This window comes from Olsenella sp. KH1P3 (assembly GCF_900167315.1).
Lineage (GTDB): Bacteria > Actinomycetota > Coriobacteriia > Coriobacteriales > Atopobiaceae > Olsenella_J > Olsenella_J umbonata_A.
Map to the genome: position 1 here is coordinate 169231 of NZ_FUWQ01000003.1, position 22346 is coordinate 191576.

A 22346-nucleotide genomic window follows, 5' to 3' on the forward strand; every position below is an offset into this window, starting at 1 on the left:
TGACTTTTCTTACAGGCTCGACAGGTTTTCGACAAGCCATTCAACACTAGCTGTTGTCGGTAATGCTCTCCTTTAGACTCTCGACGCGGTTCTGGAAGATGCGGTCTTCCTTAGAGGCGTCCTCCACCCAATGGATGCTGTGCTTTACCGTTGCGTGGCTTCTACCGCCGAACTTCTTCCCGATGTCAGCCAGCGTGTTGTCAGTAAGCTCTCGCGCCATCCAGATGGCAACGTGACGAGGCTCCATGAGCTCCTTATTGCGCTTGGAGCCTACCAGATCATTGTGGGCTACGTCGTAGAACGCTTCCACGGCCTTCTGGATTTGCTCTATGCTCATGATGCGCTGTCCGCTCGGCCACTTTGCCTGTGCTATGCGAATGACGTCGTCTCGCGTGAAGTCGAGCCCGTGCTCACGCTTGTTGCTGGCTGACATGAGGCAGGTTTGGACGAAGCCCTCGATGACGCGGATGTTGGTGCCTGCCCTCTCGGCCATGAGCCTTAGCAGTTCCTCTGAGATGTTTGCGTCCATATGGGGTATGTGCTCGGTGACGGCGTCCTCGCGCATACGGGCGTAGAAGTTGTTGATGAGCTTTACCTTGAGCTCGTAGTCCGGCACCTGAACGCTGACGGTGACGCCGGAGTCCATGCGGCTCGTCTCTCGCTCGTCGAACTTGCTGTCGCCCATGCCCAGCTGAGAAGGTGCGCGGTCGGCCGCGAGCACGACCTGCTTGCCCCTGGATGCCAGGGAGTTGAAGGTGTCGAAGAAGAACCCGATGGTGCCCGCTGCCTTGCTCATGCCCTGGATATCATCGATTATCAGCACGTCGACGTTCTGGTAGTCGCGCGCCAGGGCATCTCGGGCGCTCTTCTGAGGGTCGTTCATTGCTTTGATGTAGTCATCCATAAACTCAGAAGAGGTTCGGTAGACGCAAAGCCGCGAGGGGTCGTTCTGGATGATGTAGTTCTGGATGGAGCGAAGTAGGTGTGTTTTGCCCAGGCCGCTCTTTCCATATATGAACAAGGGGTTGTAACTCTTGTTCTCTCCATTCGCGACCTGCTTCGCGGCATCGTAAGCGAGCTCGTTCTCATCACCGGCGACGAAGCGGTCAAAGGTGAGTTTAGACGTTGCTGGGTCGACGATTTCGGAGGCAAAGGAACTCTTGATCTCTTGTTTCGGGGTCGGAGTGGGAGCTTCTGCGGCAGTCTGTCGACAACTTGCGGATGAGAAGTCCTTAAGCTCGTGCTCGTGGGACTCCTTGTTCGCGCGACCGATCTCCTCTGCCGTCATTGATGACCTAGTGTCGATAGTGACTGGCGTCCTGTCCTGAGACAGCGTGACCTGAAGGGTCACGGGCTGGAAGGCGGCCTTCTCGAGACATTCCTCGATGGTCGGCGTGATCTGCGAAATCTTTCTCTGGGCAAAGCCAAGGTTAGTCGAGATGATCAGAGTCTCCCCGTCAAACGAGACGGGGTCGCAGCTCTTGAGCATTGCTACGTTCGCCGCTGGAAGCCCCTCTGACTCCAGGAGCGTGAGTGCGTCCTGCCAGAGGAAGTCCGCATCTGATTGCTGTGACTGGTCCATTTTTCCCCGTATATCTTAGAATTGTTGAAAAGTGGACCCATTATATGATGAAAACTTTTCTACAGGGCACTACATCTGTGGAAATTGGGAGATAAAGGCCTTGCCTGCCGGCGTTAGCCCGCGTTTCTGGCTGCCGTTGCTCTTGTGGATGAGACCCGCCTGCTCAAGAGCACGCAGCTCCCTCGACCAGGTCGGCTGGGATCCCTCGAAGTTCTTTGAGAGCTCGGTGGGGCCTACTGACTCGTGATGGGTCAGGTACGAGAGGATCTGCATTCCCCTGTTGGTGACACTAACCTGCATGGGCGTTGCCTGCATAGGCAGTTGCGCGCCTCCCATGCTATAGGGTGTGCCCTGAGGCATCGCTCCCGCGGGCGCCATGGGATACCCCTGCTGAATCTGCTGGTAGGCAGGTTGATAGGCTCCCAGTTGCTGGCCGTACTGTGGATAGCCATAGGTCCCTTGCACATAGGTCTGCTGCGGGTAGGCCTGCGGGTATCCCTGGGGATATCCCTGCCGTGGTATGTAGCCTTTCGGCTGCCCCTGTATCGGCGAACCCGGATATGCTGGCTCATCTACGAGGTCTTCCTCATCACCCAGCGTCGAAAGGGTAACGACGGTTCCACCCGAGATGTTGTCTGCGATGGTAAGGGTGCCGCCTCGGTCCTCCATATATTGTTGTGCGTAAGGAAGTCCCGACCCAACGCCGCGTATGAACTGTTTCATGGGCTCGGTTGCGGAGGAGGTCCCGTACTCCAGTGCGCGGTCCTTCTCCTTGATGCCCGGACCCTGGTCCGAGAAGCGAATGGTCTCTCCCCCGTCGAGAATGCTGATCGTAGGCTCGATAAAGTAGGCGTGGATGAAGTTCTCCACGACTTCCCTGATGACCATGAAGGGGATAGACCCACCCTGCTCCTTCTCGAGCCTGACGACGGTATTGGTGATTTCTTCCAGGTAGTCGCGGACGTCTTTCGGCTCAACTACCACCACGCGCGGTGCGGCGGCAGCGTCGTCATAGACGGCGATGCGTGCTGGATATTTGGCTTCCAGTTTCACCTCGGCCTTTTCAACGTTTCTTTCCATGGAGGAATTCTGGCCCTCGTTCTCTACAAATGGGTAAAACGCGTGGGCCATTCTGACCCCCTCCCCGTCTTCCTCAGTACCTTCGACTCTATTTTATTATGCCTTTTCAACATTTGTTCATCTGCTGTCGAAAACTATTCAGACCGAATGAATGCCGAATAAAAGTTTTCAACACATGAACAAACATTGTTGATAACCTGCCAATAAATTTCTCTAATAGATGAAAGATATTATCATCGAAACGCTGTAAACCCGCAGTTGAGACGGAAGTATTCTCAAATCCATTCATGAGTCATTCTAATGGTGGGATGGGTGGTGAAAAAGGAACGGCATGTGGAGAAAAGCGGACAAACAGTGAATTGAGCTTTCTAGCTTTGGATTAATTGACATTTCTTGCAGAACACCACTACAATCTTGGAGCTTGAAGCATTACGTTCGACCTAAATTCATGGAGGATTAGACATGAAGCGTACATATCAGCCCAACAAGAGGAAGCGCGCGAAGACCCACGGCTTCCGTGCTCGCATGGCAACTAAGGCTGGCCGCGCCGTTCTTTCTCGTCGTCGCGCAAAGGGCCGCAAGCGTCTTACCGTCTAGGAGACTTATGAAGACCATCAAATCCAAAAGGGAGTTTGATGAGGTCTTCTCCAGCGGAAAGCGGGTTAATCACAGGCTCGTCCGCGCTACAGTTTTGAAGGATGACGAAGGCGGCTTGGGAAAAGTCGCCTTCGTTGCGCCTAAGAGACTTGGCAACGCGGTGTATCGCAACAGATGCAAACGAGTTCTGAGGGAAGCAGCACGCGCCAATGGTCTGCCGCTCGACGGAGCGAAGGTCATTCTCTTTGCGACGCGCAACACACGCGACGCCAGCGTTGAAGACCTTACGAACGCAGTTAAACAGATCAAAAGCCGAGCAGGGCTCTAGGTAAGAGGGGATGGGAACCATAATGCGTTCTTTTCTCCTCTTATTGATAAAGGGTTACAAGAAGTACCTCTCTCCCCTGTTTCCACCTTCGTGCATTTACGAGCCCACATGCTCGCAATACGCTCTGGAGGCTATCGAGAAACACGGTGCACTTAAAGGCTCCTGGCTTGCTTTCCGCCGCATCATTCGTTGCAATCCCTTTCATAAAGGTGGGTACGACCCCGTTCCCTAAACCCGATAGCCCGGAGGAACCATGTGGGATTGGTTTATTAACTTTCTAGCCAATGTTCTTCAGCACTTCGCCAACTTCGCTGGCGACTGGGGCGTCGCGATTATCATCCTGACGGTAATCATGCGACTCCTCGTCATGCCCCTCATGACGAAGTCTACGGCCTCTAGTGCTCGCATGCAGGCGCTGCAGCCCAAGATGAAGGAAATCCAGGAGCGCTACGCAGATGACCCCGAGCGTCAGGCTGAGGAGATGCGCAAGTTCTACTCCGAGAACAAGTTCAACCCGCTCGGTGGTTGCCTCCCCATCCTCATACAGATGCCGGTCTTCTTCGCGCTGTTCACGGTAGCCAGGGACTTCGTTCCCAGTGACGCTCACTTCCTCAACATTATTCCCTCGCTTTCTACCTCCGCGGCCTCTGCCTTTGGTCAGTTTGGTATTGCAGGTTCTTGGATCTACATCCTCTTTGATGTTGCCTTCGGTGTTCTGACCCTTATCCCGATGGTCATGAACTTCGCCAACACGAGCGAGGAGCAGCGTCAGCAGTCGCTTATCATGGGCGTCGTCATGGCTGTTATGATGCTCTGGTTCGGCTGGGGCGTTCCCGCTGCCGTCCTCCTGTATTACGACACGTCTGCAGTTTGGCAGGTCATCCAGCAGAAAGTTGTCACCCAGCGCGTTATGGACAAGGTGAAGGCTGGCGTGGCTGCCAAGGAGGCCGCTCAGTCGGTCAAGGTTGACGTTGTCCGCAAGGAGCGCAAGCCTCGTCCTCACAAGAAGGGCTAAGTCAGGTCTGATATATTTTTGCGCGGCACTCAGATTGTGCCGCGCTATTTTTTTAGGAGGTTGGAATGGAAGAAGAGCTTGCAGAGGCCGTTGATACCGAAGAGGTTCCTGCTGCCCACGAGGATCGTTTTGCCATCATTCGAGAGCACTTTGAGGCTGGTGTTGACCTGACGGACGACGAAATTGATGCGATTGCTGACGTTGCCATCAATTACATTCGCAACCTGCTTTCCTACTTTGGAGAAGAACAGGTCACCATTGATGAGTATGACGGCGAGGACGGCGAGCTGATTCTTGACATCAGTGGTGGCAATCTTGCAGTTTTAATCGGACGACATGGTCGTACGCTTGACGCTCTCCAGATGATAGTTTCATCTTTTATGAGCAACCTTCTTAAGTTCCGCTTCCCCATGGTTGTCGATATCGAGGGATATAAGAGTCGTCGCAAGGAGAAAATCATGTGCCTTGCTCGTTCCGCGGCCTCTCGTGCTAAGCGTCAACAGAGTACTGTTACTCTTGCTCCGATGAACGCCTACGAGCGTCGTCTTGTTCACCTTGCGCTTGTCGATGACGTTGAAGTGAGCACTCATTCTGAGGGTGAAGATCCTGACAGAAGGGTTGTGATTACGTACGTTAGGAGCTAATTTCTTCTGCTCATAATCTGCAGGGGAATAGATTTTGATATTGTTTGGGGAGAGGCATTTGCCTCTCCCCTTTTCTTATGACAAAAAATCACGTATCGAAAGTTTTTGTCAGGAGGACTAATGACTACAGAAGACTTTTCGAAGTCTGTTGAGCTCTTACAGAATTATTGCTCTGACTATCTGATAGATGTAACTGATGGTCAGGCTATTCTTCTTTTAAAGCATCTTGATTTGGTGATCGAGAAGAATAAGGTTCTCAATCTTACTCGTATTGATAACGTTGAGGATGGCATCATTCGTCATCTAGTTGACTCTCTCCTATTTCTTCCCTTTGTTAGAAATTGTCTTGAGAAGCCTGATGATGGTGATGTTCTTGATATTGGTACAGGTGCTGGATTTCCAGGTATTCCCCTTGCCATTACTCTTTCTTCTCGGGTTACCCTTCTCGATTCTGTTCAGAAGAAGATTAGGGCCGATCAAGAGTTCATTAATACCCTTGGCTTAAGTAACGTAAACTTCTCTATGGAAAGGGCTGAGCTCCTTGCCAAACATCGGTCTCAGAACTTTAATGTTTGTACTGCGCGTGCCGTTGCAGAGACCAATGTATTAATTGAGTATGCTGCGCCTCTTCTTAAGATGGGTGGTTCTCTTGTCATTTCTAAGGGTAATCCATCTGACGAAGAAGTATCCGATGCACTTAGGGTTTCTAAGATTTGTGGTCTAGAACTTGTTTCACGTGAAACGTTTGAGTTGCCCAAACATTCTGGCCACCGCGAGTTGATGGTGTTTACTAAGACATCGTATCCGTCAGTTAAACTTCCACGTAAGCCAGGCGACGCAAAGCGTCGACCGTTATAGAATGATTTTCTACGATATTAAGAATTCTTAAGAGCCGAAGATGAATTATCTTGTTATAGGTGATGATTGATTTAGGTTGTTATGCAGAGTCGCTAACTAGTGATTACTATGTTTCACGTGAAACATAGTGTCACTTCATGTAGCTGTTTCATATGAAACAATTTACAGCTTGTGTATTGTTTCACGTGAAACAGTCATATAGACCAACAAGAAGCAGAAGAATTGAAATAGAAATGCAGCATATAGGAGGAACATTGGGTTTTAAAGATATAAAAAGAGCTTTTCCAGGTAGACCAGCAAAGGTTATCGCAATTATTAATCAAAAAGGTGGCGTCGGAAAGTCTACAACTGCAGTAAATCTCTCAGCAGCACTTGGTGAGAATAAGAAAAAAGTACTAATCGTTGACCTGGATCCTCAAGGAAACACGTCTAGCGGATATGGAATTGAAAAAGAAGAGCTCGAAAATGATATTTATGATGCTCTAATGAACAATTTTCCAATAGAGGACATAATTTGTCCGACAATTGAGCAGAACGTATTCGTCGTTCCTGCAACTATTCAGCTTGCTGGAGCCGAAATCGAACTTGTTTCCGCAATGGCGCGAGAGAGCATTCTGAAAGCTATTCTTTCTAAAGTCAAAGATGAATTCGACTATGTCTTTATCGATTGCCCACCATCGCTTGGCCTTCTGACAATTAATGCACTTGTAGCAGCAAACTCATTGTTGATTCCTATTCAGTGTGAGTTCTACGCTCTTGAGGGGGTAACAAAACTCCTTGAATCAATGAAGATGGTTAAGGGAAGGCTGAACCCAGAACTTGATGTGTTTGGCGTCGTTATGACGATGTTTGACGCAAGAACAACGCTCTCTAAGCAAGTTGTAGACGAAGTTAGAAGCTATTTTGGCAATAAAGTATTCAAGACTGTCATTCCTCGTAGCGTAAAACTCTCTGAAGCACCGAGTCACGGTCTTCCTATTACTATGTACGCACGCGTGAGCAAGGGGTCTCTTGCATATATGAAGCTTGCAAAGGAAGTGGTGCGTCGTGGCTAAAAAATCGGGGCTTGGGAAGGGTTTGGAATCACTAATAGGGGGCGCTGATGCGGAAATTAGCGCAATTGTTCCCGAATCAACTGTCCCGCTCTCAAAAATTAAGGTTAACAAATCTCAACCAAGAAAGAGCTTTGATCCTGATCTGTTGGCTGAGCTTGCAGACTCTATTTCACAAAACGGCATATTACAGCCAATCCTTGTCCGAAAGAAGGGAAACGGCTACGAGATCGTTGCTGGTGAGCGTAGATATCAGGCTGCTAAGATGGCCGGGCTCAAAGAGGTTCCTGTCAACATAAAGGACATCTCTGATGAGGATGTGTTTAAGCTAGCGCTAATTGAGAATCTTCAACGATCTGACCTTAGTCCAATCGAGGAAGCACGAGGATACCAAAAACTTCTGGAGGACAACGACTTCACTCAGGAGGAACTTGGTAAAGTACTTTCGAAGTCTAGGTCTGCAATCGCAAATACGTTGAGGCTCCTTGATCTTCCAACAGAAGTTCAGGAGATGATGAGTGAAGGAAAGCTGACCGCTGGTCATGCTAGGGCAATCCTTGCTGTGAATAGCGAGGAGGGGAGACTGAAGCTTGCCCAGAAGGTCGTAGACGAAAATCTTACAGTCAGACAGACAGAAAATCTTGCTCCGTTATTTTCTGGCACGAATGATGCTTCAGATAAACCGCATCGTATTCCGGCTCCACAGTCGTTCAAGCGCGCAGCGCGACAACTAAGACTTGCCTTGGATACTAACGTCAAGGTGAAGACAGTTAGAAACAAGAATAAGATTGAGATTGAGTTTAAGAGCGAGGAAGAATTACTCCGTCTTGTCAACGCGCTAAGTGATACGGGCGTTGATCTGGGGGAATAATGAAGCGACTCAAAAATTTGGCAGTTTTGGCTTGCCTCACAACCGCGAGCGTATATTTAGCCTATAAACTACTGCTAACCAAAGAAGCTCAAGTCTCTCTGAGAAATATGACCTCTGGCGTAGCGAACAATCTTCAGAAAATAAAAGATAAAACTAATGATGATGTTGGGCAGTACGTTGACGAAGGTGCAGAAGATAGGTTAAAGCAGGTAAACGAAGAGTGGGAGCACATAGGCTTCTAGAGAAATCCAATAACAACATGTATAAGAAAATGGGGTCTCGCATAACGTGAGACCCCATTAATGTATTGGTAAGCTAAGAGAAGGTAAGCTAAGAGAAGGGCGAATTAGAAGTTCTTCTCGACGTTTTGACGAAGCTGACCGCATGCGGCGTCTATGTCAGAGCCGCGGGAATTACGAATCGTTGCTTCAACGCCAACGGCGGCAAGTCGCTTAACAAACTCGAGGGCCTTGGCGTCGGAAGAGGGCTGGAACTTTGAGCCCTTAACGTCGTTGAGCTTGATCAGGTTCACGTGAGCGAGGTTATCGCGGCAGAAGTCGCACAGGGCCGCAATCTCGTCTTCAGAGTCGTTCACGCCCTTGATAAGGGCATATTCGTAGGTGGGGCGTCTTCCGGTCTTGTCGACGTACTCACCCATAATGTCGTAGAGGTGGAGGAGCGAGTACTTCTTTACGCCGGGCATGAGTAGGTCCCTTGTGCGCTGAACGGCAGAGTGAAGGGAAACCGCCAGCGTAAACTGCTCTGGCTCGTTGGCGAAGCGCTTGATCATCGGAATGACCCCGCAGGTGGAAACGGTCAGGTGACGCGCGCCAATGCCGGCTCCGTCAGGGGAGTTGAGGCGGCGTAGTGCCTCGAGCACCGCGTCGTAGTTCATGAAAGGCTCTCCTTGGCCCATGAGGACGACGCTGGTAACGCGGGAATTGAAGTCGTCGCGTACGTGCATGACCTGCTCGTAAATCTCTCCGGCGGTAAGAGAGCGCGTGAGGCCTGCCGCGCCCGTAGCGCAGAAGGCGCAGCCCATGGCGCAGCCCGCTTGGGTCGAAGCACATACCGCAAGCTTGTTCCTGTTGGGCATGCCAACGCATTCTACGGCAACGCCGTCATCGTAGCGAAGCAGATACTTGCGGCTGCCGTCCGAGGAGACCTGTCGTGCCGCAACCTGCACGCCACCGAGGGTGCAGCTAGTTGCCAGAGCTTGACGAAGAACTTTGGGAAGGTTAGTCATTTCATCAAAAGATAAAACGTTTTTCTCCCAAACCCACTCTTCAATCTGCTTGGCGCGAAATTTAGGTTGATTGAGCTTCTCGAGCAGTTCGAGAAGCTCGCCGTGAGTGAGCGAGTGGAGGTCGCGCTTGGCTACGGGGGAGGGCGCAGCGTTGCGCTCCATGTTGTCATCTTGCATGATTTGCATCCTCGTCCGTATCTGAACTTATACGTGCGTTACCCTAATGACCCGAGTAATCGCTATGAGCAGAGTCTATCGCACCTACGGGGTGTTTTTAGGAGTTTAAAGATGGAGAAGACCGACGTTACACAATGCAGCGTAGCCGTGCTGGCCGGTGGCTGGTCGGACGAGCGGGAGATTTCGCTCGCCTCTGCCTCTGCGTGCTCGCGAGCACTGCAAGAGGCTGGTTTCTCGCGAGTTGACATACTTGACGTCGCCGAGAAGGACTTTGTCTCTAAGCTCGTTGCCGGCGACTACGACGTTTGTTTCGTGGCGATGCACGGCCGCTATGGTGAGGACGGAAGTATTCAGGGCCTGCTTGAGATTATGCATATTCCCTATACGTTCTCGGGCGTGCTCGCCTCTGCTGTTGGCACCGAGAAGGAAGTCGCCAAAATGATCTATCGCTCCGCTGGCATTCCGGTGCCCGAGGGCGTTGACATTCCCGGCGACCAGGAGGTTTCAGACGAGCAGGCAAATGAGCTCGTGCAGAAGCTGGGACTTCCCCTCTTCGTGAAGCCGGCCGCCAATGGTTCTAGCTACGGCGTCTCGAGAGTTACCGCCGCGGATCAGATTGCCGATGCCGTTAAGAAGGCTGGTGCGGAGGGTGATCGCGTGCTAGTCGAGTCCTGCATCGAGGGAACCGAGATATCGGTTCCCGTCATCGGCAACGACGCGCCGCGCGCGCTGCCCATCATCGAGGTCGTAACCGGTGCGGACTTCTACGACAGCACTGTCAAGTATGAACCCTCTGAGCTTCATCATGTCATTCCTGCCCGCCTGCCCGAGGAGTCCTACAAGAGGGCGCAGGGGCTCGCGGTTGCGGCTCACAAGGCCCTGGGTTGTCGCGGCGCCTCGCGAAGCGACTTCATCGTGAAGGCCGATGGCACGCCGGTCATTCTCGAGACCAACACGATTCCCGGTATGACCGAGAGCAGCCTCCTGCCAGACTCTGCACGCCGTGACGGAATCGAGTTCCCGCAGCTCTGCAAGATGTTTGTGGAGTGGGCACTAGAGGCGTACGCCGAGCGAAGCGCAGAGTAGCTGAGGGGCCGCACAAACGTGCGGCTTCTTGCGTTTATAGGGTGTTAGAAGATAGGAACGTATATGTCCATCGATTCGCTGTTGATTCCAGGAAGCCCAAGGGAGACGGCCGAGGCGTATGCCTCCCTAGAAGAGCGTGCCAAGACGGCGGATTTTGGCGTTCTCGAGGACGACATAGTGTTTTTAGATACGGAGACTACGGGCCTATCCTTCAGGAACTGCGAGCTAATCGAGATAGCCGCCGCGCGCATGTCGGGTGGCAAGCTGGTTGAGCGCTTCCGCACGTTCGTGCACCCGAGCGGTCCCATTCCCCCCGAGATCAGCGCCCTAACCAACATTACCGACCTCGACGTGAGCGACGCGCCGTCCGCAAAAGAGGCCGTGTCTGCCCTCGCCGACTTCGTAGGCGGCATGCCCGTGCTTGCACATAACGCGACCTTCGATCGCACGTTCATCGAATCGGTTTCCGGCGGCCGCGAGGTGAGCGACCACTGGATTGATACGCTTTCGCTCTCTCGCATAGCCCTTCCGCGCCTTGTGACCCATCGGCTGTCCGACATGGCCTCCGCCTTTGGGTGCGATACCGTCACGCACCGTGCGATGGACGACGTCGACGCGCTCGCCGGCATCTGGCGCATTCTGCTGCTAGGCCTGAGCGATATGCCCACGGGCCTGTTGGGATATATCTCGCGGCTGCATCCAGACGTCGAGTGGCAGTTCAGGCCAATTTTCTCGTACCTTGCTGACATGTGGGGGGACGCAGACGCCCCCTTCTCCCTCAAGCAGGTGCGCCATGACCTGATTGCGCAGAAGAACTACCACGCGCGTTGCGACGCAGCCGAAAGAGACACGCCGTTTGAAGTAGAGACTCGCGACACCGTGCGCGAGTCCTTCTCGCCTGATGGCTTGGTGGGGAAGATGTACGACTCGTTTGAGTCGCGTCCCGACCAGGTTCAGATGGCCGTCGAGGTGAGGAACGCTCTCGCAACCTCGACCCATCGGTCCGTCGAGGCAGGCACGGGCGTTGGCAAGTCGATTGCGTATCTCGTGCCTGAGATTGAGTTTGCGAAGCTCAACAACGTCACAGTGGGTGTTGCCACCAAGACCAACGCCCTTACTGACCAGCTTGTTTCCCACGAGCTTCCCGCGCTCAACGCGGCGATCAAAGGGGGAGTGAGCTTTACCAGCCTGAAGGGGTATGACCACTACCCCTGCCTGCATCGCGTCGACAAGGCCGCGATAAACGACTTTTCGGGAATCCTCTTGGACAAGGGGCAAAAGTCGCTCGCCTCGGTCGAGGCCGACGTCCTGACGGCGCTTGCGGTCGTCTATGCGTTCTCATGCCAGTCGCCCGAGGGAGACCTTGATGCCCTGGGAATCAGGTGGCGCTTTGTTCCCCGAGAAATGCTTACCACCTCGCCCGCGGAGTGCCTGCGAAGCAAGTGCCCGTACTATCCCAACGAGTGCCTGGTCCACGGTGCACGCCGCAGAGCGGCCTCGAGCGACGTTGTGGTGACCAATCATTCGTTGCTGCTTCGAGACATCGACATGGACGGCAAGATTCTGCCGCCCGTGAGGCACTGGGTTATCGACGAGGCGCACGGCTTTGAGGCTGAGGCTCGCCGCCAATGGGCGCGTGAAGTCTCGGGTGACTCCGTCCGAGAGGGATTTGAGATGCTCGGCGGTACGAAGAGCGGGGCAATCCACGCCCTCATGACGCAGTCTTCGAATCTCGAAGAGACAACGCTTGTGACGAGGCTCCTTACCAAGGTGGCTGCCGCTGCGTCGAGGGCGTCTATCTCGACGAGCGATATGTTCTTCCGACTTCACGAGCTGTCCCGCATCGTACGAGGCGGGGGAGGCTACGACAGCCTGACCCTCTGGATTGACGAGGAGGCTCGATCGACGCCGGAGTGGGCTGCGCTTTCGGAGTGCGCACACCAGGCCATCGAGCGGCTGGAAGAGGCAACCAAAAGCGCTAGGGAGACCGTGGAAGTTCTGGCCCAAATCTCTCCCGAGATGGCAGGTGACTTGGGTGAGTCAAGCAGATTCCTGTTCGAGCTTCTTGACAACCTGCGCCTGATTATCGAGGGCGAAGACAAGAGCTACGTGTACTCTGCGTACCTGTCTCGGCGCAAGAAGGACATTGGCAGCGAGAAGCTGGTGGCGGAAAAGCTCGACATCGGCGCCGACCTGGGAAGCCGCTGGCTTCCCGAGATGATGAGCGTCGTATACACCTCGGCGACGATGACGGTTGCAGACAAGTTCGACCACTTCGATCATGCGGTCGGACTTGACCTGCTCGATCGCTCCATGTACAAGGACGTGCAGCTCTCGTCAAGCTTTGACTACGAGAACAACATGTCGGTCATCGTTACCCGGGATATGCCTCAGCCGAACGACCCACAATACCTGGATGCCCTCGAGGACCTGCTGTTTGATATTCACAGCGCCATGGGTGGTTCGGTTCTGACCCTGTTCACGAATCGTCGCGATATGGAGCGCGTGTACGAGGGGCTTGCGCCCAGGCTCTCGCAGGTTGGGCTTGACCTGCTGAGTCAGGATCGTGGTACCTCCGCCCGCACGCTCAGGCAGAAGTTCCTTCAGAACAAGACTACCTCGCTACTCGCGCTCAAGTCGTTCTGGGAGGGCTTCGACGCCACGGGCGAGACGCTGCGCTGCGTGGTCATTCCGAAACTGCCGTTTGCAAGTCCGCGTGACCCACTGGTTCGCGAGCGCGATTTGCGCGAGGAGCGAGCCTGGTTCAACCACTCCCTTCCCGAGGCGGTCATCGAGGTCAAGCAGGCTGCCGGTCGCCTCATCAGGACCGCGACGGACAGCGGCGTGCTGGTGTTGGCCGACTCGCGCCTGGTCACCAAGCGCTACGGCCGACAGTTCATCGCTTCGCTCCCCAAGAGCGACGCGACTCTGCTTGAACGCGCTAACGTCCGGCGCTACATCGGCATGTGGAGGAGCTCGCGCGCGTAGTCTCCTACGGACAGGCAGAGCCCCTCGTCGCCAAGTGCGACGGCTCTCGAAAGGGCGGCGAACCTGCGGACGAGCCACATTCCGCCATAGTAGTCGGTCTGTCCCATGGCTCTGCCGTCTGCGGTGAAGAAGTGCGTGTTGGGCCAGTTGAAGGACATGACGGTCTTGCGGTCGAGCACCTCGAAGACGATCGGCCTGGGTTCAGAACTCTCCGGCAGCCGATCGCTTGCCTGGCTCGAGTCCGTGGCGCTTACGTTGCTCATCCTGTCGGTCCTGAACAGGCGCTCTGATTGTCGTCCAAGGTCGTAGGCGCTCAGGTAGCTGTGACCCTCTTGGTAGACAAGGCCAAGCGGCCTCACCGTTCTGGATGACTTGAAGCCTGCCGACTGATAGTCAAAGCGCACGTTCTTCTGCGCATTGAGTGCCTGGGAGCAGGTGAGGATCTTCTTTCCGTCGTTGTTTGACTGTGCGGGCGTTTCCGTCCGAGGCGTGGGCGACACGGACGGAAACGCCCGGAGGCGCGTTCCTTCGGCAACGCGCTCGGCAAGCGTGCGAACTAGCTTCCGGCCATGGGGGCCACCCAAAGAGATTCCGGTTGCCGCCATACCCTTGAGCAGGGCGTATGCCTCGCTGGGAAGCAGTCGAACCGGTCGTCCGTGTGCTCTCGAGGGAGTGGATGAGCTGAGCCCGACCTCGCCGGTGGCCTCGTCGTAGGTGAGGGGGAGGTGTGTGCCCTCGCCTTCGGCGGTGGATTGGATGAGCAGGTCCGTGAGCCTTCGTGCGTGATCGGTGCTGCAGTTGAGTCGCTTCGCCACGGCCTCGACGGAAAGCGAGTCCGCGTCGTTCTGCAGCGCGCCGATGAGGGCAAAGAGATCCCTGGCTCGTTCGATGCCGCCAGGGCGTCCCTTTGATCGCTTCGTGACGCTCTGACTCTGCTTGCCGCCAGAGCCTTGGAGTCGGCTGACGACGTTAGCCTTGGCATGCGTGTCGGCCGCCTCTTTCACAATCGTGTTGTATGCGTCGACCAGCGTCCGGGGGGACAGGGGAGTGATGCCCTCGGCGACGGCCCAACGCGCTGCGAGGCTAACGTCTGCCGCACTGACGGCCCAACGCATGGATCCGGACTCGTCTCGTTGGACAGACCCCGAGCGTACGCAGGCGTTTTGCACCTCGTCGCTGGGTGTTGGCGCAACCAAAAACGTCAAGCTCTCCGTAGGCTCTCCAATCTGGAAGGGGAGAACGTGGTAGCTCTCGGCGTTGAAGTCGAGAGGGATTTCGTAGTGAGAACGCTCCTCGACCGAGACGCGCACAAAGCGGTCCAGCCGAAAGACGCGCGCCGCATCCACATCGAACTCGCCCTTCTCGTCGACCTTCGCCGCGACGTAGTAGCTGTGGTACCAGTTGCCAAAGGTTCCGAGCAGCGCCAGGCGGTAGCGTGCGCGCTTGCCGTCAGCCTTCTGATAGTCAGCCCTGACGAAGTGCTGCGACAGCAGCGCGTCGCTCAGGTGATTCTCTATGGGGTTGCGTGCTTCCTCTCGACCCACACTCACGCCTTGCGGTGCAATGGAGAAGGACGTGTTTATCTTGCTGAGGGCGCGACTGAGCTCCGAGCGAAACGGAAAGGCTGGGTCGTCACGCAGCGGGCTGAGTGCGACAACCAGCTGCATGCTTTCGATTTCCGAGAGCTCCTGACTATGGTCGACGAAGGACTCGGTGCCGTTGAGCTGCCACAGCTTGAGGCTGTCTCGCGAGCCTGCCTGCTCGATGATGACGCCCAGGCGGGCCAGCTGCTTGCGGTCACGAGAGAAAGCTTTTGAGAAACTGTCGTCGGATATCTTGCATTTTTCGCCCACTGCGTACCAATTGGCCTTTACCTCGGCGCTTGTCAGGGGGTGATGCGCGTTGGAAAAGCCTACGAGTAGGTTGACCAGGCGCATCGCCTGCTCGTCGTCCTTCGAGATTCTGACGTCCTTGTTCGTGGGGGCTTCGTGGGCACTGGTCATGTGTTCTTCTCCCTATCGTCTCTCTAGCAAGACTATACGTTCTTCTGTCTTAAGGACCGTCTGAAGCGAGCGACTGTGGTTTCCAAATGGCACCCATCAAGGCAATTTATCGTGTACGTCACCGTAATTGCTGCTTGCTCCATCCGAATTCTCGGAGCATTAGACGTATACTCGAAAGCTGTATATCGCTATTGAATTTCATTGCCCCGGCAAAGGACGATAAAGCATGTCAGAAACTCGCACGTATCTTGATTACCTCAACGAGAAGATAGACATCTCTCCCGCGAACAGCCAGGAAGAGCTTGACGCTGCGGAACTGTTGGGCTCGCTCATGCAGGAGCACGGGCTCGAGGTTCAGATGCAGGATTTCGATACGCCTGCCGCCGGCGACCTGCCGCGCAACGTCATGTACGTAATCATGTTCCTGGGCATGTTGCTCGTCGGCTTCCTGGGTTCGGCTGTCGCGCTCGTGGGCCTGCTTCTGGTGGGCGTTCCGTTTGCGCTCCTTGTTCTTGAGTACAGTGGAAGGAACGTTCTGGCCAACCTTGGGCCCAAGGCGCGCAGCCAGAACGTTATCGGCGTGCATCGCGCCTCCGGTCCCCTCGTGGTGAAGGGCAACCGACCCATCGTGATCGTCGCCCACTACGACACTCCCAACGAGGGCCTTCTGTACCGCGAACAGTTCTCGGTCTTTCAGCCGCTCATCCGTCGTTCGACGTTCGTCTGCACCAACGTGGTTGCCGTGTGCGCGCTCATTCAAATCATGGGCTTCCTGCCCGAGTCGTTCCGACACCTCCTCTGGATTGTGGGCATCCTGGCTTCGTTGCCCTCGCTGCTGGTCGGCGTTGCGGCGATCTACGGGCGCTTTGCCCCCTGCACCGAGGGAGCGAACGACAACAAGGCGTCCGTTGCGGCCATGCTCGGCGTGATGGATAAGGTGCACCCCTCCGACGACGAGGCTAAGCGCTATATGGCCCTGCACCCGCACATCGAGGCGGTTCCCGCTCCCGAGCCCGAGGGGGCCTTCGACGAGCCCGAGTACCCTGGCGATGACGACGTTGCCGTCAATCATTACGTGCCGCGCGGCTACGATGACGAGCCTGTCGCCGAGCCCGAGCCTGCCGACTATCCTGCATACGTCGAACGGCCTCAGGACGAGGTCTATGGCGCGTCGACCTTCGGGCCAGCTCCGGCTGACGACTACCAGGAGATCGCTTCTCCCCAGGCAGAGGCCTTCGGTGGAGAAGTGCTTGCCAAGGAGGAGTCCGACGACCACTCCGTCGCCGTCGATGTCGAGGCGGACGAGCTGAGCGTGCCGAGCTACAAGGAGCTCCTTGCGGGCAGGGTCCGCCGCGGCGCCGAATTCATGCAGAGCCTGAACATCCTTCCCGAGGATTGCCAGATCATCTATAAGGAGCCGCCCGCTCCGCAGATCGACCTTTCCGACCTTCCCGAGATCCCCGAGATTCCGGACTTCTCGAGCCTCTACGCCGAGGAGGATGCGGCGCTTGCCGCCGAGGGCCTTGCCGACCAGAATGCCGCGTCACCCCAGCCGTCTGGATTCGTCGAGTACGACCATGAGATTCCCGAGTACTACGAGTACCCGGAGTACGACGAGGACGGCCTTCTCCACTACGTCACGTACGAAGAGCAGTACCCCTTCGCCCACTATGAGCTTGTCCAGCCGGAGCCTGTCCAGGTTGCGTCGACGGGCGCCTTCGAGGAGCACTCTGCGGTAGGCGAGCCCACCCCTCATGCCGCCGCTGCCGACGAGCCCATCGAGGGTACGGAAGAGGACGGCTTTGCCGAAGTCACCGAGAGGACCGAGCTTTCCGAGACCACGTCCTTCTTGCCTGATGCGGAGCAGTCCTTTGTTGCTTCGACACAGGACCTCGGAACCCGGACGGAGTCCGAGCACGAGAGCTCGCTCGAGGACGTCCCGAGCTTCGAGCCCATTGCGTCGATAGTTCCCGAGGTCCCCGAGACCGACGAGCTAAATGCGGTCGCGAATGCGTTCCAGTCCTCCGACGAAGCCGCCGTGCCCGACGAGCCCGATGGCGCTGCCGCCAGCGCGGACGGCGATTCCGCCGCCGACGAGCCTCTGTATGCCGGGGTGCCGGCTGAGTATGAGCCTATCGTGCCCGAACTTCCCCTGATGGACGCTGATGGCGCGGAGCAGGAGACGCCGGCTGGATTTGATGCTCAGGAGACCACCTCTTTCGCTCCCGTTGCGGACGCGGCGGAGGGTGCTCCCGTAGAGGTCGGCACCGCCGATGACGCGGCCGCACCGGTTGTGCATCCGGAAGTTGCTGCCCAAGTCGAGCCCCTTTACGAGGATGCGGAGTTCGAGACCGTCTCCGATGGGGGCGAGGCTTCGGCCGGGGCCGCGCCTGCGCTTCTGGACAACCTCAAGACGGCTTGGGGCCGACTGGTCGAGCGTTTCAGGAGCCCCGCTGCTTCGGCTGAGGGTCGTGAGCAGGTCGAGCGTGCCGCTGACGCCGCGGCGCCCGCTGACTCTGACGTGACCGAGGTCGCCGACACCGCCGCCGAGGCCGTCGCCGATGAGAGCGGCGACTTCGCAGTGGAGACTCCGACGATTGCCGAGCCGAGCGCCGAGGAGGCAGGCTCGGGCGAGACGACGGCATTCGAGCCAGCACCCTCCGCGAAGGCAGCCTCCGGTGCTGACGAGTCCGAGGCAACCCAGACGGTTGGCTTCGAGCCCCTTCCTGAGACGACCCACGAGCCCTCCCCTCGTTCGGAAAGGCTCGGCCAGGACATCCAGACCATGCAGCCCGCGCCGATGCCCAAGCAGGACATCGATCCGCAGGCGACCATCGCCGTAAGCGCAATGACCTTCTCGTCCGAGCAGGACGTTCCGGAGGAGGAGCTCGCAACCAAGGACGTCAGCGGCCTCGACGCCCTGTCCGTCGACGGCCTGGGCATCAAGGGTGTCTCGGAGGAGAAGCCCAACCCCGCACCTATCGAGGATCCGTCATGGGGGACAAGCTCGTTTCGCCCGATGCCCCAGCCCAACATCGCCCGCCGCGCGGTCCTGTTCGACCTTCCCGACCCGTCCGTCACCCCGTCCGATCCGTTCGTGAGCGACCCAGACTCCACGTCGCCCACGCCGAGCACGCTCGACAACGCTCCGGTCAAGCCGATTGAGTCCGTTGCTCCCGAGCACCGCGCCGAAGCGACCGACGAGGGCACACGCCATGGAGAGCGCCAGGCCATCGGATTCGTCAGCAGTGCTGACGCGCCCCTGCGCCAGTCTGTCCAGGCTGCCGAGAAGCGTCAGAAGAAGCACTTCTCACTGTTCGGACACAAGAAGGCAGAAGAGCCGGAATCGATGAGCGACTGGCTTGGCGTCGAGCAGGACTATGACGCCAAGAAGAACGGCCGCAAGATTGGTAACTGGGACAACTTCAAGGACGAGTCCGAGAAGGGCCGCGGCAACTGGAAGGGTGGCGGCACCACCCGCTCTGGGTTCCGCGTCGTTGAGGGCGAGCAGAACGTTGAGCCCGAGGGCGCCGTGGGATACGAGCTCTCTTCGGGTCCTGAGGGTGCTGGCGAAGTCCAGTACGAGTATGGTAAGCAAACGCATTCGCCCGAGGATGCTGCTGCGCCCTACGATGACGGCTACTCCGAGCCGCTTGCTGAGTCTGGTGGGGAGCCGAACGACGAGGACGTCCGCGAGGCCATCCTGGGAATGAACGACGACGAGCTTCTCGCACACGACATCTGGTTCGTCGCCGTTGGAGCTTCCTCGCTCGATCATGCTGGCATCAAGAACTTCCTAGCGGAGTATCGCCGCGACGTTCGTGGCGCCTTCGTCGTCAACCTGGACTCCGTCGGCGCCGGCGACCTTACCATCCTGAGCCACGAGGGCTCCGCCGAGATCCGTCGCGCGGACAGGAGGATGGGTCGCCTACTCCTCAACATCGCAAGGGACATGCACGTTGCCCTGGGCCACAGGAAGTACAACTGGGCGACGACTGATGCTACGCCCGCCATGAAGGCGAACATGCGCGCGACCACCATCATGGGAACGGCGCCTTCCGGTGTTCCGGCGCTGTCGCATACGGCTGAGGACGTTGCGCCCAACATCGATCGAGCGCAGGTCGCAACGGTCACTGAACTCGTTGCCGAGCTCATCCGCCGCGCATAGTCTCGTATCAAGAAGAGCAGGAGGCCCGCCTCGACGAGGTGGGCCTCCTTGTGTGTCCGGTCGCTATGATATGGGCAAGAATAGCGCTCGCCTTGCTTTAGGAGCAGTTGGCTCGCAGATAATCGATGATGTCGTTGGATTCGTACAACGGCTCGCCGTCGATAAAGAGGCAGGGGACCTGCTTCTTGCCACCGACCTCGATAAGCGTCTTGAGCGCGGCGTCATCCGTGAGGATGTTGCGCAGCGGAAGCTCGATGCCGTCCTCTTCCATAAAGTCGAGCACCTTAGCGCAGAACGGACAAGTGGGCTTGTAGTACAGAACCAGTTCCTTTTCTTCAGCCATGGTACCTCCTTCGTTTTGCGGACGATTAGATATTACCCACGTAACGGCTGGAACCCCTGCTTTTTCGCTGCGCTTGTTACAAAAGGTTGAGCCGTCGCGCCCCGGCATGGCCGTACCCGAAGGCGTTGCGTGTCAAGAGGGCTGGGGACTCCGTAGCCAGAACGGGCACGCGAGCGAGAGGCAGGCGCTTCTTGCTGGGCCCCTGGCTAAGGGGCTGAATGTGCGTGTTTGCTTCCCAAAGGACTGGCCTTATGTCTGGTGACGGACGTTTCATGTGGAACCCTCCCGAGCCGAGATTGTTCTTTTGCGGGCTTGTGAGAGAAGGGTAGACCTTGGGCGTAGCACGAATCTGACCACGGACTTGAGCTGCGGTAGGCTTGCCTGTTGTCGATTTCTGCCCGGAGGATTGCGTTGTTGGCGCATAAAAAGGGGACCCTTCCGACGGAAGGGTCCCTGTCAAGTCACTGGAGCGGGCGACGGGACTCGAACCCGCGGATGATGGCTTGGGAAGCCATTGCCTTACCACTTGGCGACGCCCGCGTACGGATGAATAGTAGCACACTTGTCGCAACCGACGCCTATCCGAGCGGCCAATTTCGGCGCGTGTCGCTTCCGGGGCCGGGCGTGCGTGAACGGGTCACACGTTGGATGCGGATACTTCTGATACCTACACCTTGCATGCGGATGGATGGTTTAAAATCCCCCTTGCGCTTTTAATTGAATCGGGGTCCTTGGGGCCCATCCCATTTTTTTGGGAGAACGAAGGGATACTACATGGTCGAGACCATGACCGAGCAAGAGGCCAGGCGCGCTCTCGAGGGGCTGGCTCCCCAGATTGAAGCCTACGCCGAGCTGATTGTCCGCAAGGGCATTGCGGTTCAGAAAGGGCAGGAGGTTGTCGTTAACTCTCCGGTCGAGCGCGCGGACTTCGCCCGCGTCGTTGTCAAGAAGGCATATGAGGCTGGTGCCGGGCACGTTACCGTAATCTGGGCTGACGACCAGATGAGTCGTCTGGAGTATCAGAACGTTGACATCGACTACTTCAAGCATGTGCCCGCGTGGAAGCGCGAACAGCTCAACGGCCTCGCCGAAGACGGTGCATGCTTCCTGTTCCTTGAAGGTTCCGACCCCTCCATTTTCGACGGAATCGATCCTAAGAAGCCTGCGGCCGCACGTTTTGCGCGCAACACCGAGTGCATGGCCTTTCGTGATGGCATGGATTTCGGTCGCAACGCCTGGTGCATCGCCGGCGTTCCCGTCGAGGCTTGGGCCAAGAAGGTCTTTCCTGAGACTGACGGGGTCGAGCCCATCTATAAGATGTGGCTCGCCATCCTTTCGGCCGCCCGAGCGGACGGTGCCGATCCCCAAAGCGACTGGGAGACGCACAATGCGGCGTTCGAAAAGAACAAGCGCCGTCTGAATGAGGCTGCCTTCGACGCGCTTCGCTACGAGGCCAAGAACGGCACCAACCTCACCGTCGGCCTTAACAAGGGCTCACTGTGGGATGGTGGTGCCGGAACGACCGTCGGTGGAGTCTCGTACTTCCCCAACATCCCGACCGAAGAGGTGTTTACCTCGCCCGACCGCATGCGTGCCGACGGCATCGTGTACTCCGCCATGCCGCTTGTCCATGCGGGTCAGATCATCGATGGGTTCTGGCTCAGGTTTGAGGGCGGCCGTGTGATTGACTTTGGCGCCAAGCGCGGCAAGGAGGTCCTGCGCCACATCATCGAGACGGACGAGAACTCCTGTCGACTGGGGGAGTGCGCACTTATCTCCAAGAACACCCCTATCCGGCAGAGCGAGATTCTGTTCTATGACACGCTCTACGACGAGAACGCCTCTTGTCACCTTGCACTGGGCATGGGCTTCCCCGAGTGCCTCGCCGGCGGCCTTGAGATGAACAAGGAGGAGCTCATCGCCCACGGGGTCAACCAGTCTGCCGTCCACGTGGACTTCATGATTGGCTCGGATGACATCAACATCTGGGGCATTACGCAGGACGGCGACCAGGTTCCCGTCTTCGTCGAGGGGCAGTGGGCCTGGGAGAACCAGTAATCTCATCCGTGTGGGTCGTCTAGTTCGAGGGTCACTCGTCGTGGTATGATTCACCTGCAAAAGGGTCGTTAGCTCAGTTGGTAGAGCAGGGGACTTTTAATCCCAAGGTCGTGGGTTCGAGACCCACACGACCCACCAAAGAACGCAACGGGTTAGGGGCTTAGCCTCTGGCCCGTTTTCTTATGTAGCACGTCGGGCAACCGGCATGCACCCACTCCGGATGCCATGACCTTCTCGTCTGGTACCACGG

18 protein-coding genes and 2 tRNA genes are annotated in these 22346 nt (G+C 56.7%); 14 read left to right on the top strand and 6 right to left on the bottom strand.

Going from position 1 to position 22346, the window contains the following annotated elements; all coding sequences use genetic code 11:
* Positions 1-46: 46 nt before the first annotated feature.
* Both B5D13_RS05440 and B5D13_RS05445 read right to left on the bottom strand, forming a co-directional pair.
* On the bottom strand, positions 47-1582 hold the full coding sequence (locus B5D13_RS05440) for a chromosomal replication initiator protein DnaA (protein ID WP_078687313.1): 1536 nt from the start codon (positions 1580-1582) through the stop codon (positions 47-49).
* 69 nt (positions 1583-1651) lie between these two features.
* On the bottom strand, positions 1652-2713 hold the full coding sequence (locus B5D13_RS05445) for an ATP-binding protein (protein ID WP_078687314.1): 1062 nt from the start codon (positions 2711-2713) through the stop codon (positions 1652-1654).
* Between the two features lie 411 nt (positions 2714-3124).
* Here B5D13_RS05445 and rpmH point away from each other — a divergent pair, with 411 nt between their 5' ends.
* From rpmH to B5D13_RS08635, 9 genes are all read left to right on the top strand, one after another.
* On the top strand, positions 3125-3259 hold the full coding sequence (gene rpmH, locus B5D13_RS05450) for a 50S ribosomal protein L34 (RefSeq protein ID WP_078687315.1): 135 nt from the start codon (positions 3125-3127) through the stop codon (positions 3257-3259).
* A 7-nt stretch (positions 3260-3266) separates the two neighbouring features.
* On the top strand, positions 3267-3587 hold the full coding sequence (gene rnpA / locus B5D13_RS05455) for a ribonuclease P protein component (RefSeq protein ID WP_078687316.1): 321 nt from the start codon (positions 3267-3269) through the stop codon (positions 3585-3587).
* A 22-nt stretch (positions 3588-3609) separates the two neighbouring features.
* Positions 3610-3819: a membrane protein insertion efficiency factor YidD gene (gene yidD, locus B5D13_RS05460; RefSeq protein WP_078687317.1), complete on the top strand. Its 210-nt coding sequence runs from the start codon at positions 3610-3612 to the stop codon at positions 3817-3819.
* Positions 3820-3840: 21 nt separating this feature from the next.
* Positions 3841-4602, top strand: a complete 762-nt coding sequence (locus tag B5D13_RS05465; protein ID WP_078687318.1) for a YidC/Oxa1 family membrane protein insertase — start codon at positions 3841-3843, stop codon at positions 4600-4602.
* 65 nt (positions 4603-4667) lie between these two features.
* The gene (locus tag B5D13_RS05470; protein ID WP_078687319.1) at positions 4668-5246 is read left to right on the top strand and encodes a Jag family protein; all 579 of its coding nucleotides are present in this window, start codon (positions 4668-4670) and stop codon (positions 5244-5246) included.
* 120 nt (positions 5247-5366) lie between these two features.
* The gene (rsmG, locus tag B5D13_RS05475) at positions 5367-6104 is read left to right on the top strand and encodes a 16S rRNA (guanine(527)-N(7))-methyltransferase RsmG (protein ID WP_078687320.1); all 738 of its coding nucleotides are present in this window, start codon (positions 5367-5369) and stop codon (positions 6102-6104) included.
* 254 nt (positions 6105-6358) lie between these two features.
* Positions 6359-7159: a ParA family protein gene (locus tag B5D13_RS05480; protein WP_234970719.1), complete on the top strand. Its 801-nt coding sequence runs from the start codon at positions 6359-6361 to the stop codon at positions 7157-7159.
* The gene (locus B5D13_RS05485) at positions 7152-8027 is read left to right on the top strand and encodes a ParB/RepB/Spo0J family partition protein (RefSeq protein ID WP_078687322.1); all 876 of its coding nucleotides are present in this window, start codon (positions 7152-7154) and stop codon (positions 8025-8027) included. Before B5D13_RS05480 ends, B5D13_RS05485 begins: the two co-directional genes overlap by 8 nt.
* Entirely contained in the window at positions 8027-8269 is a 243-nt protein-coding gene (locus B5D13_RS08635) for a hypothetical protein (protein WP_143327752.1), read from the top strand. The genes B5D13_RS05485 and B5D13_RS08635 overlap by 1 nt, the downstream gene beginning before the upstream one ends.
* Positions 8270-8373: 104 nt before the next feature.
* On the opposite strand, the gene rlmN is transcribed toward B5D13_RS08635, so the two are convergent.
* Positions 8374-9450, bottom strand: coding sequence for a dual-specificity RNA methyltransferase RlmN (gene rlmN, locus B5D13_RS05490; RefSeq protein WP_180363881.1), 1077 nt, complete (start codon positions 9448-9450; stop codon positions 8374-8376).
* A gap of 111 nt (positions 9451-9561) precedes the next feature.
* Between rlmN and B5D13_RS05495 the strand changes: the two genes are divergently transcribed.
* Both B5D13_RS05495 and B5D13_RS05500 read left to right on the top strand, forming a co-directional pair.
* Positions 9562-10536, top strand: a complete 975-nt coding sequence (locus B5D13_RS05495) for a D-alanine--D-alanine ligase family protein (RefSeq protein WP_078687323.1) — start codon at positions 9562-9564, stop codon at positions 10534-10536.
* 63 nt (positions 10537-10599) lie between these two features.
* A complete protein-coding gene (locus B5D13_RS05500; RefSeq protein WP_078687324.1) occupies positions 10600-13524 on the top strand; it encodes a helicase C-terminal domain-containing protein in 2925 nt (974 codons plus the stop codon).
* Here the strand turns inward: B5D13_RS05500 and B5D13_RS05505 are convergent.
* Positions 13491-15527 carry a helix-turn-helix transcriptional regulator gene (locus tag B5D13_RS05505; RefSeq protein ID WP_078687325.1) on the bottom strand — a complete coding sequence of 679 codons (2037 nt, stop codon included), beginning with the start codon at positions 15525-15527 and terminating at the stop codon, positions 13491-13493. The genes B5D13_RS05500 and B5D13_RS05505 overlap by 34 nt on opposite strands.
* 226 nt (positions 15528-15753) lie before the next feature.
* On the opposite strand from B5D13_RS05505, the gene B5D13_RS05510 reads away from it, so the two are divergent.
* A complete protein-coding gene (locus tag B5D13_RS05510) occupies positions 15754-19695 on the top strand; it encodes a M28 family peptidase (protein ID WP_078687326.1) in 3942 nt (1313 codons plus the stop codon).
* Positions 19696-19792: 97 nt separating this feature from the next.
* Here B5D13_RS05510 and B5D13_RS05515 read toward each other — a convergent pair whose 3' ends face one another.
* Together B5D13_RS05515 and B5D13_RS05520 are read right to left on the bottom strand one after the other, a co-directional pair.
* Positions 19793-20038 carry a glutaredoxin family protein gene (locus tag B5D13_RS05515; RefSeq protein ID WP_078687327.1) on the bottom strand — a complete coding sequence of 82 codons (246 nt, stop codon included), beginning with the start codon at positions 20036-20038 and terminating at the stop codon, positions 19793-19795.
* A 465-nt stretch (positions 20039-20503) separates the two neighbouring features.
* Positions 20504-20578: transfer RNA gene (locus tag B5D13_RS05520), tRNA-Gly, on the bottom strand.
* A gap of 234 nt (positions 20579-20812) precedes the next feature.
* Here B5D13_RS05520 and B5D13_RS05525 point away from each other — a divergent pair.
* The gene (locus B5D13_RS05525) at positions 20813-22096 is read left to right on the top strand and encodes an aminopeptidase (protein WP_078687328.1); all 1284 of its coding nucleotides are present in this window, start codon (positions 20813-20815) and stop codon (positions 22094-22096) included.
* Between the two features lie 62 nt (positions 22097-22158).
* Positions 22159-22234, top strand: a tRNA-Lys gene (locus B5D13_RS05530).
* Positions 22235-22346 lie beyond the last annotated feature (112 nt).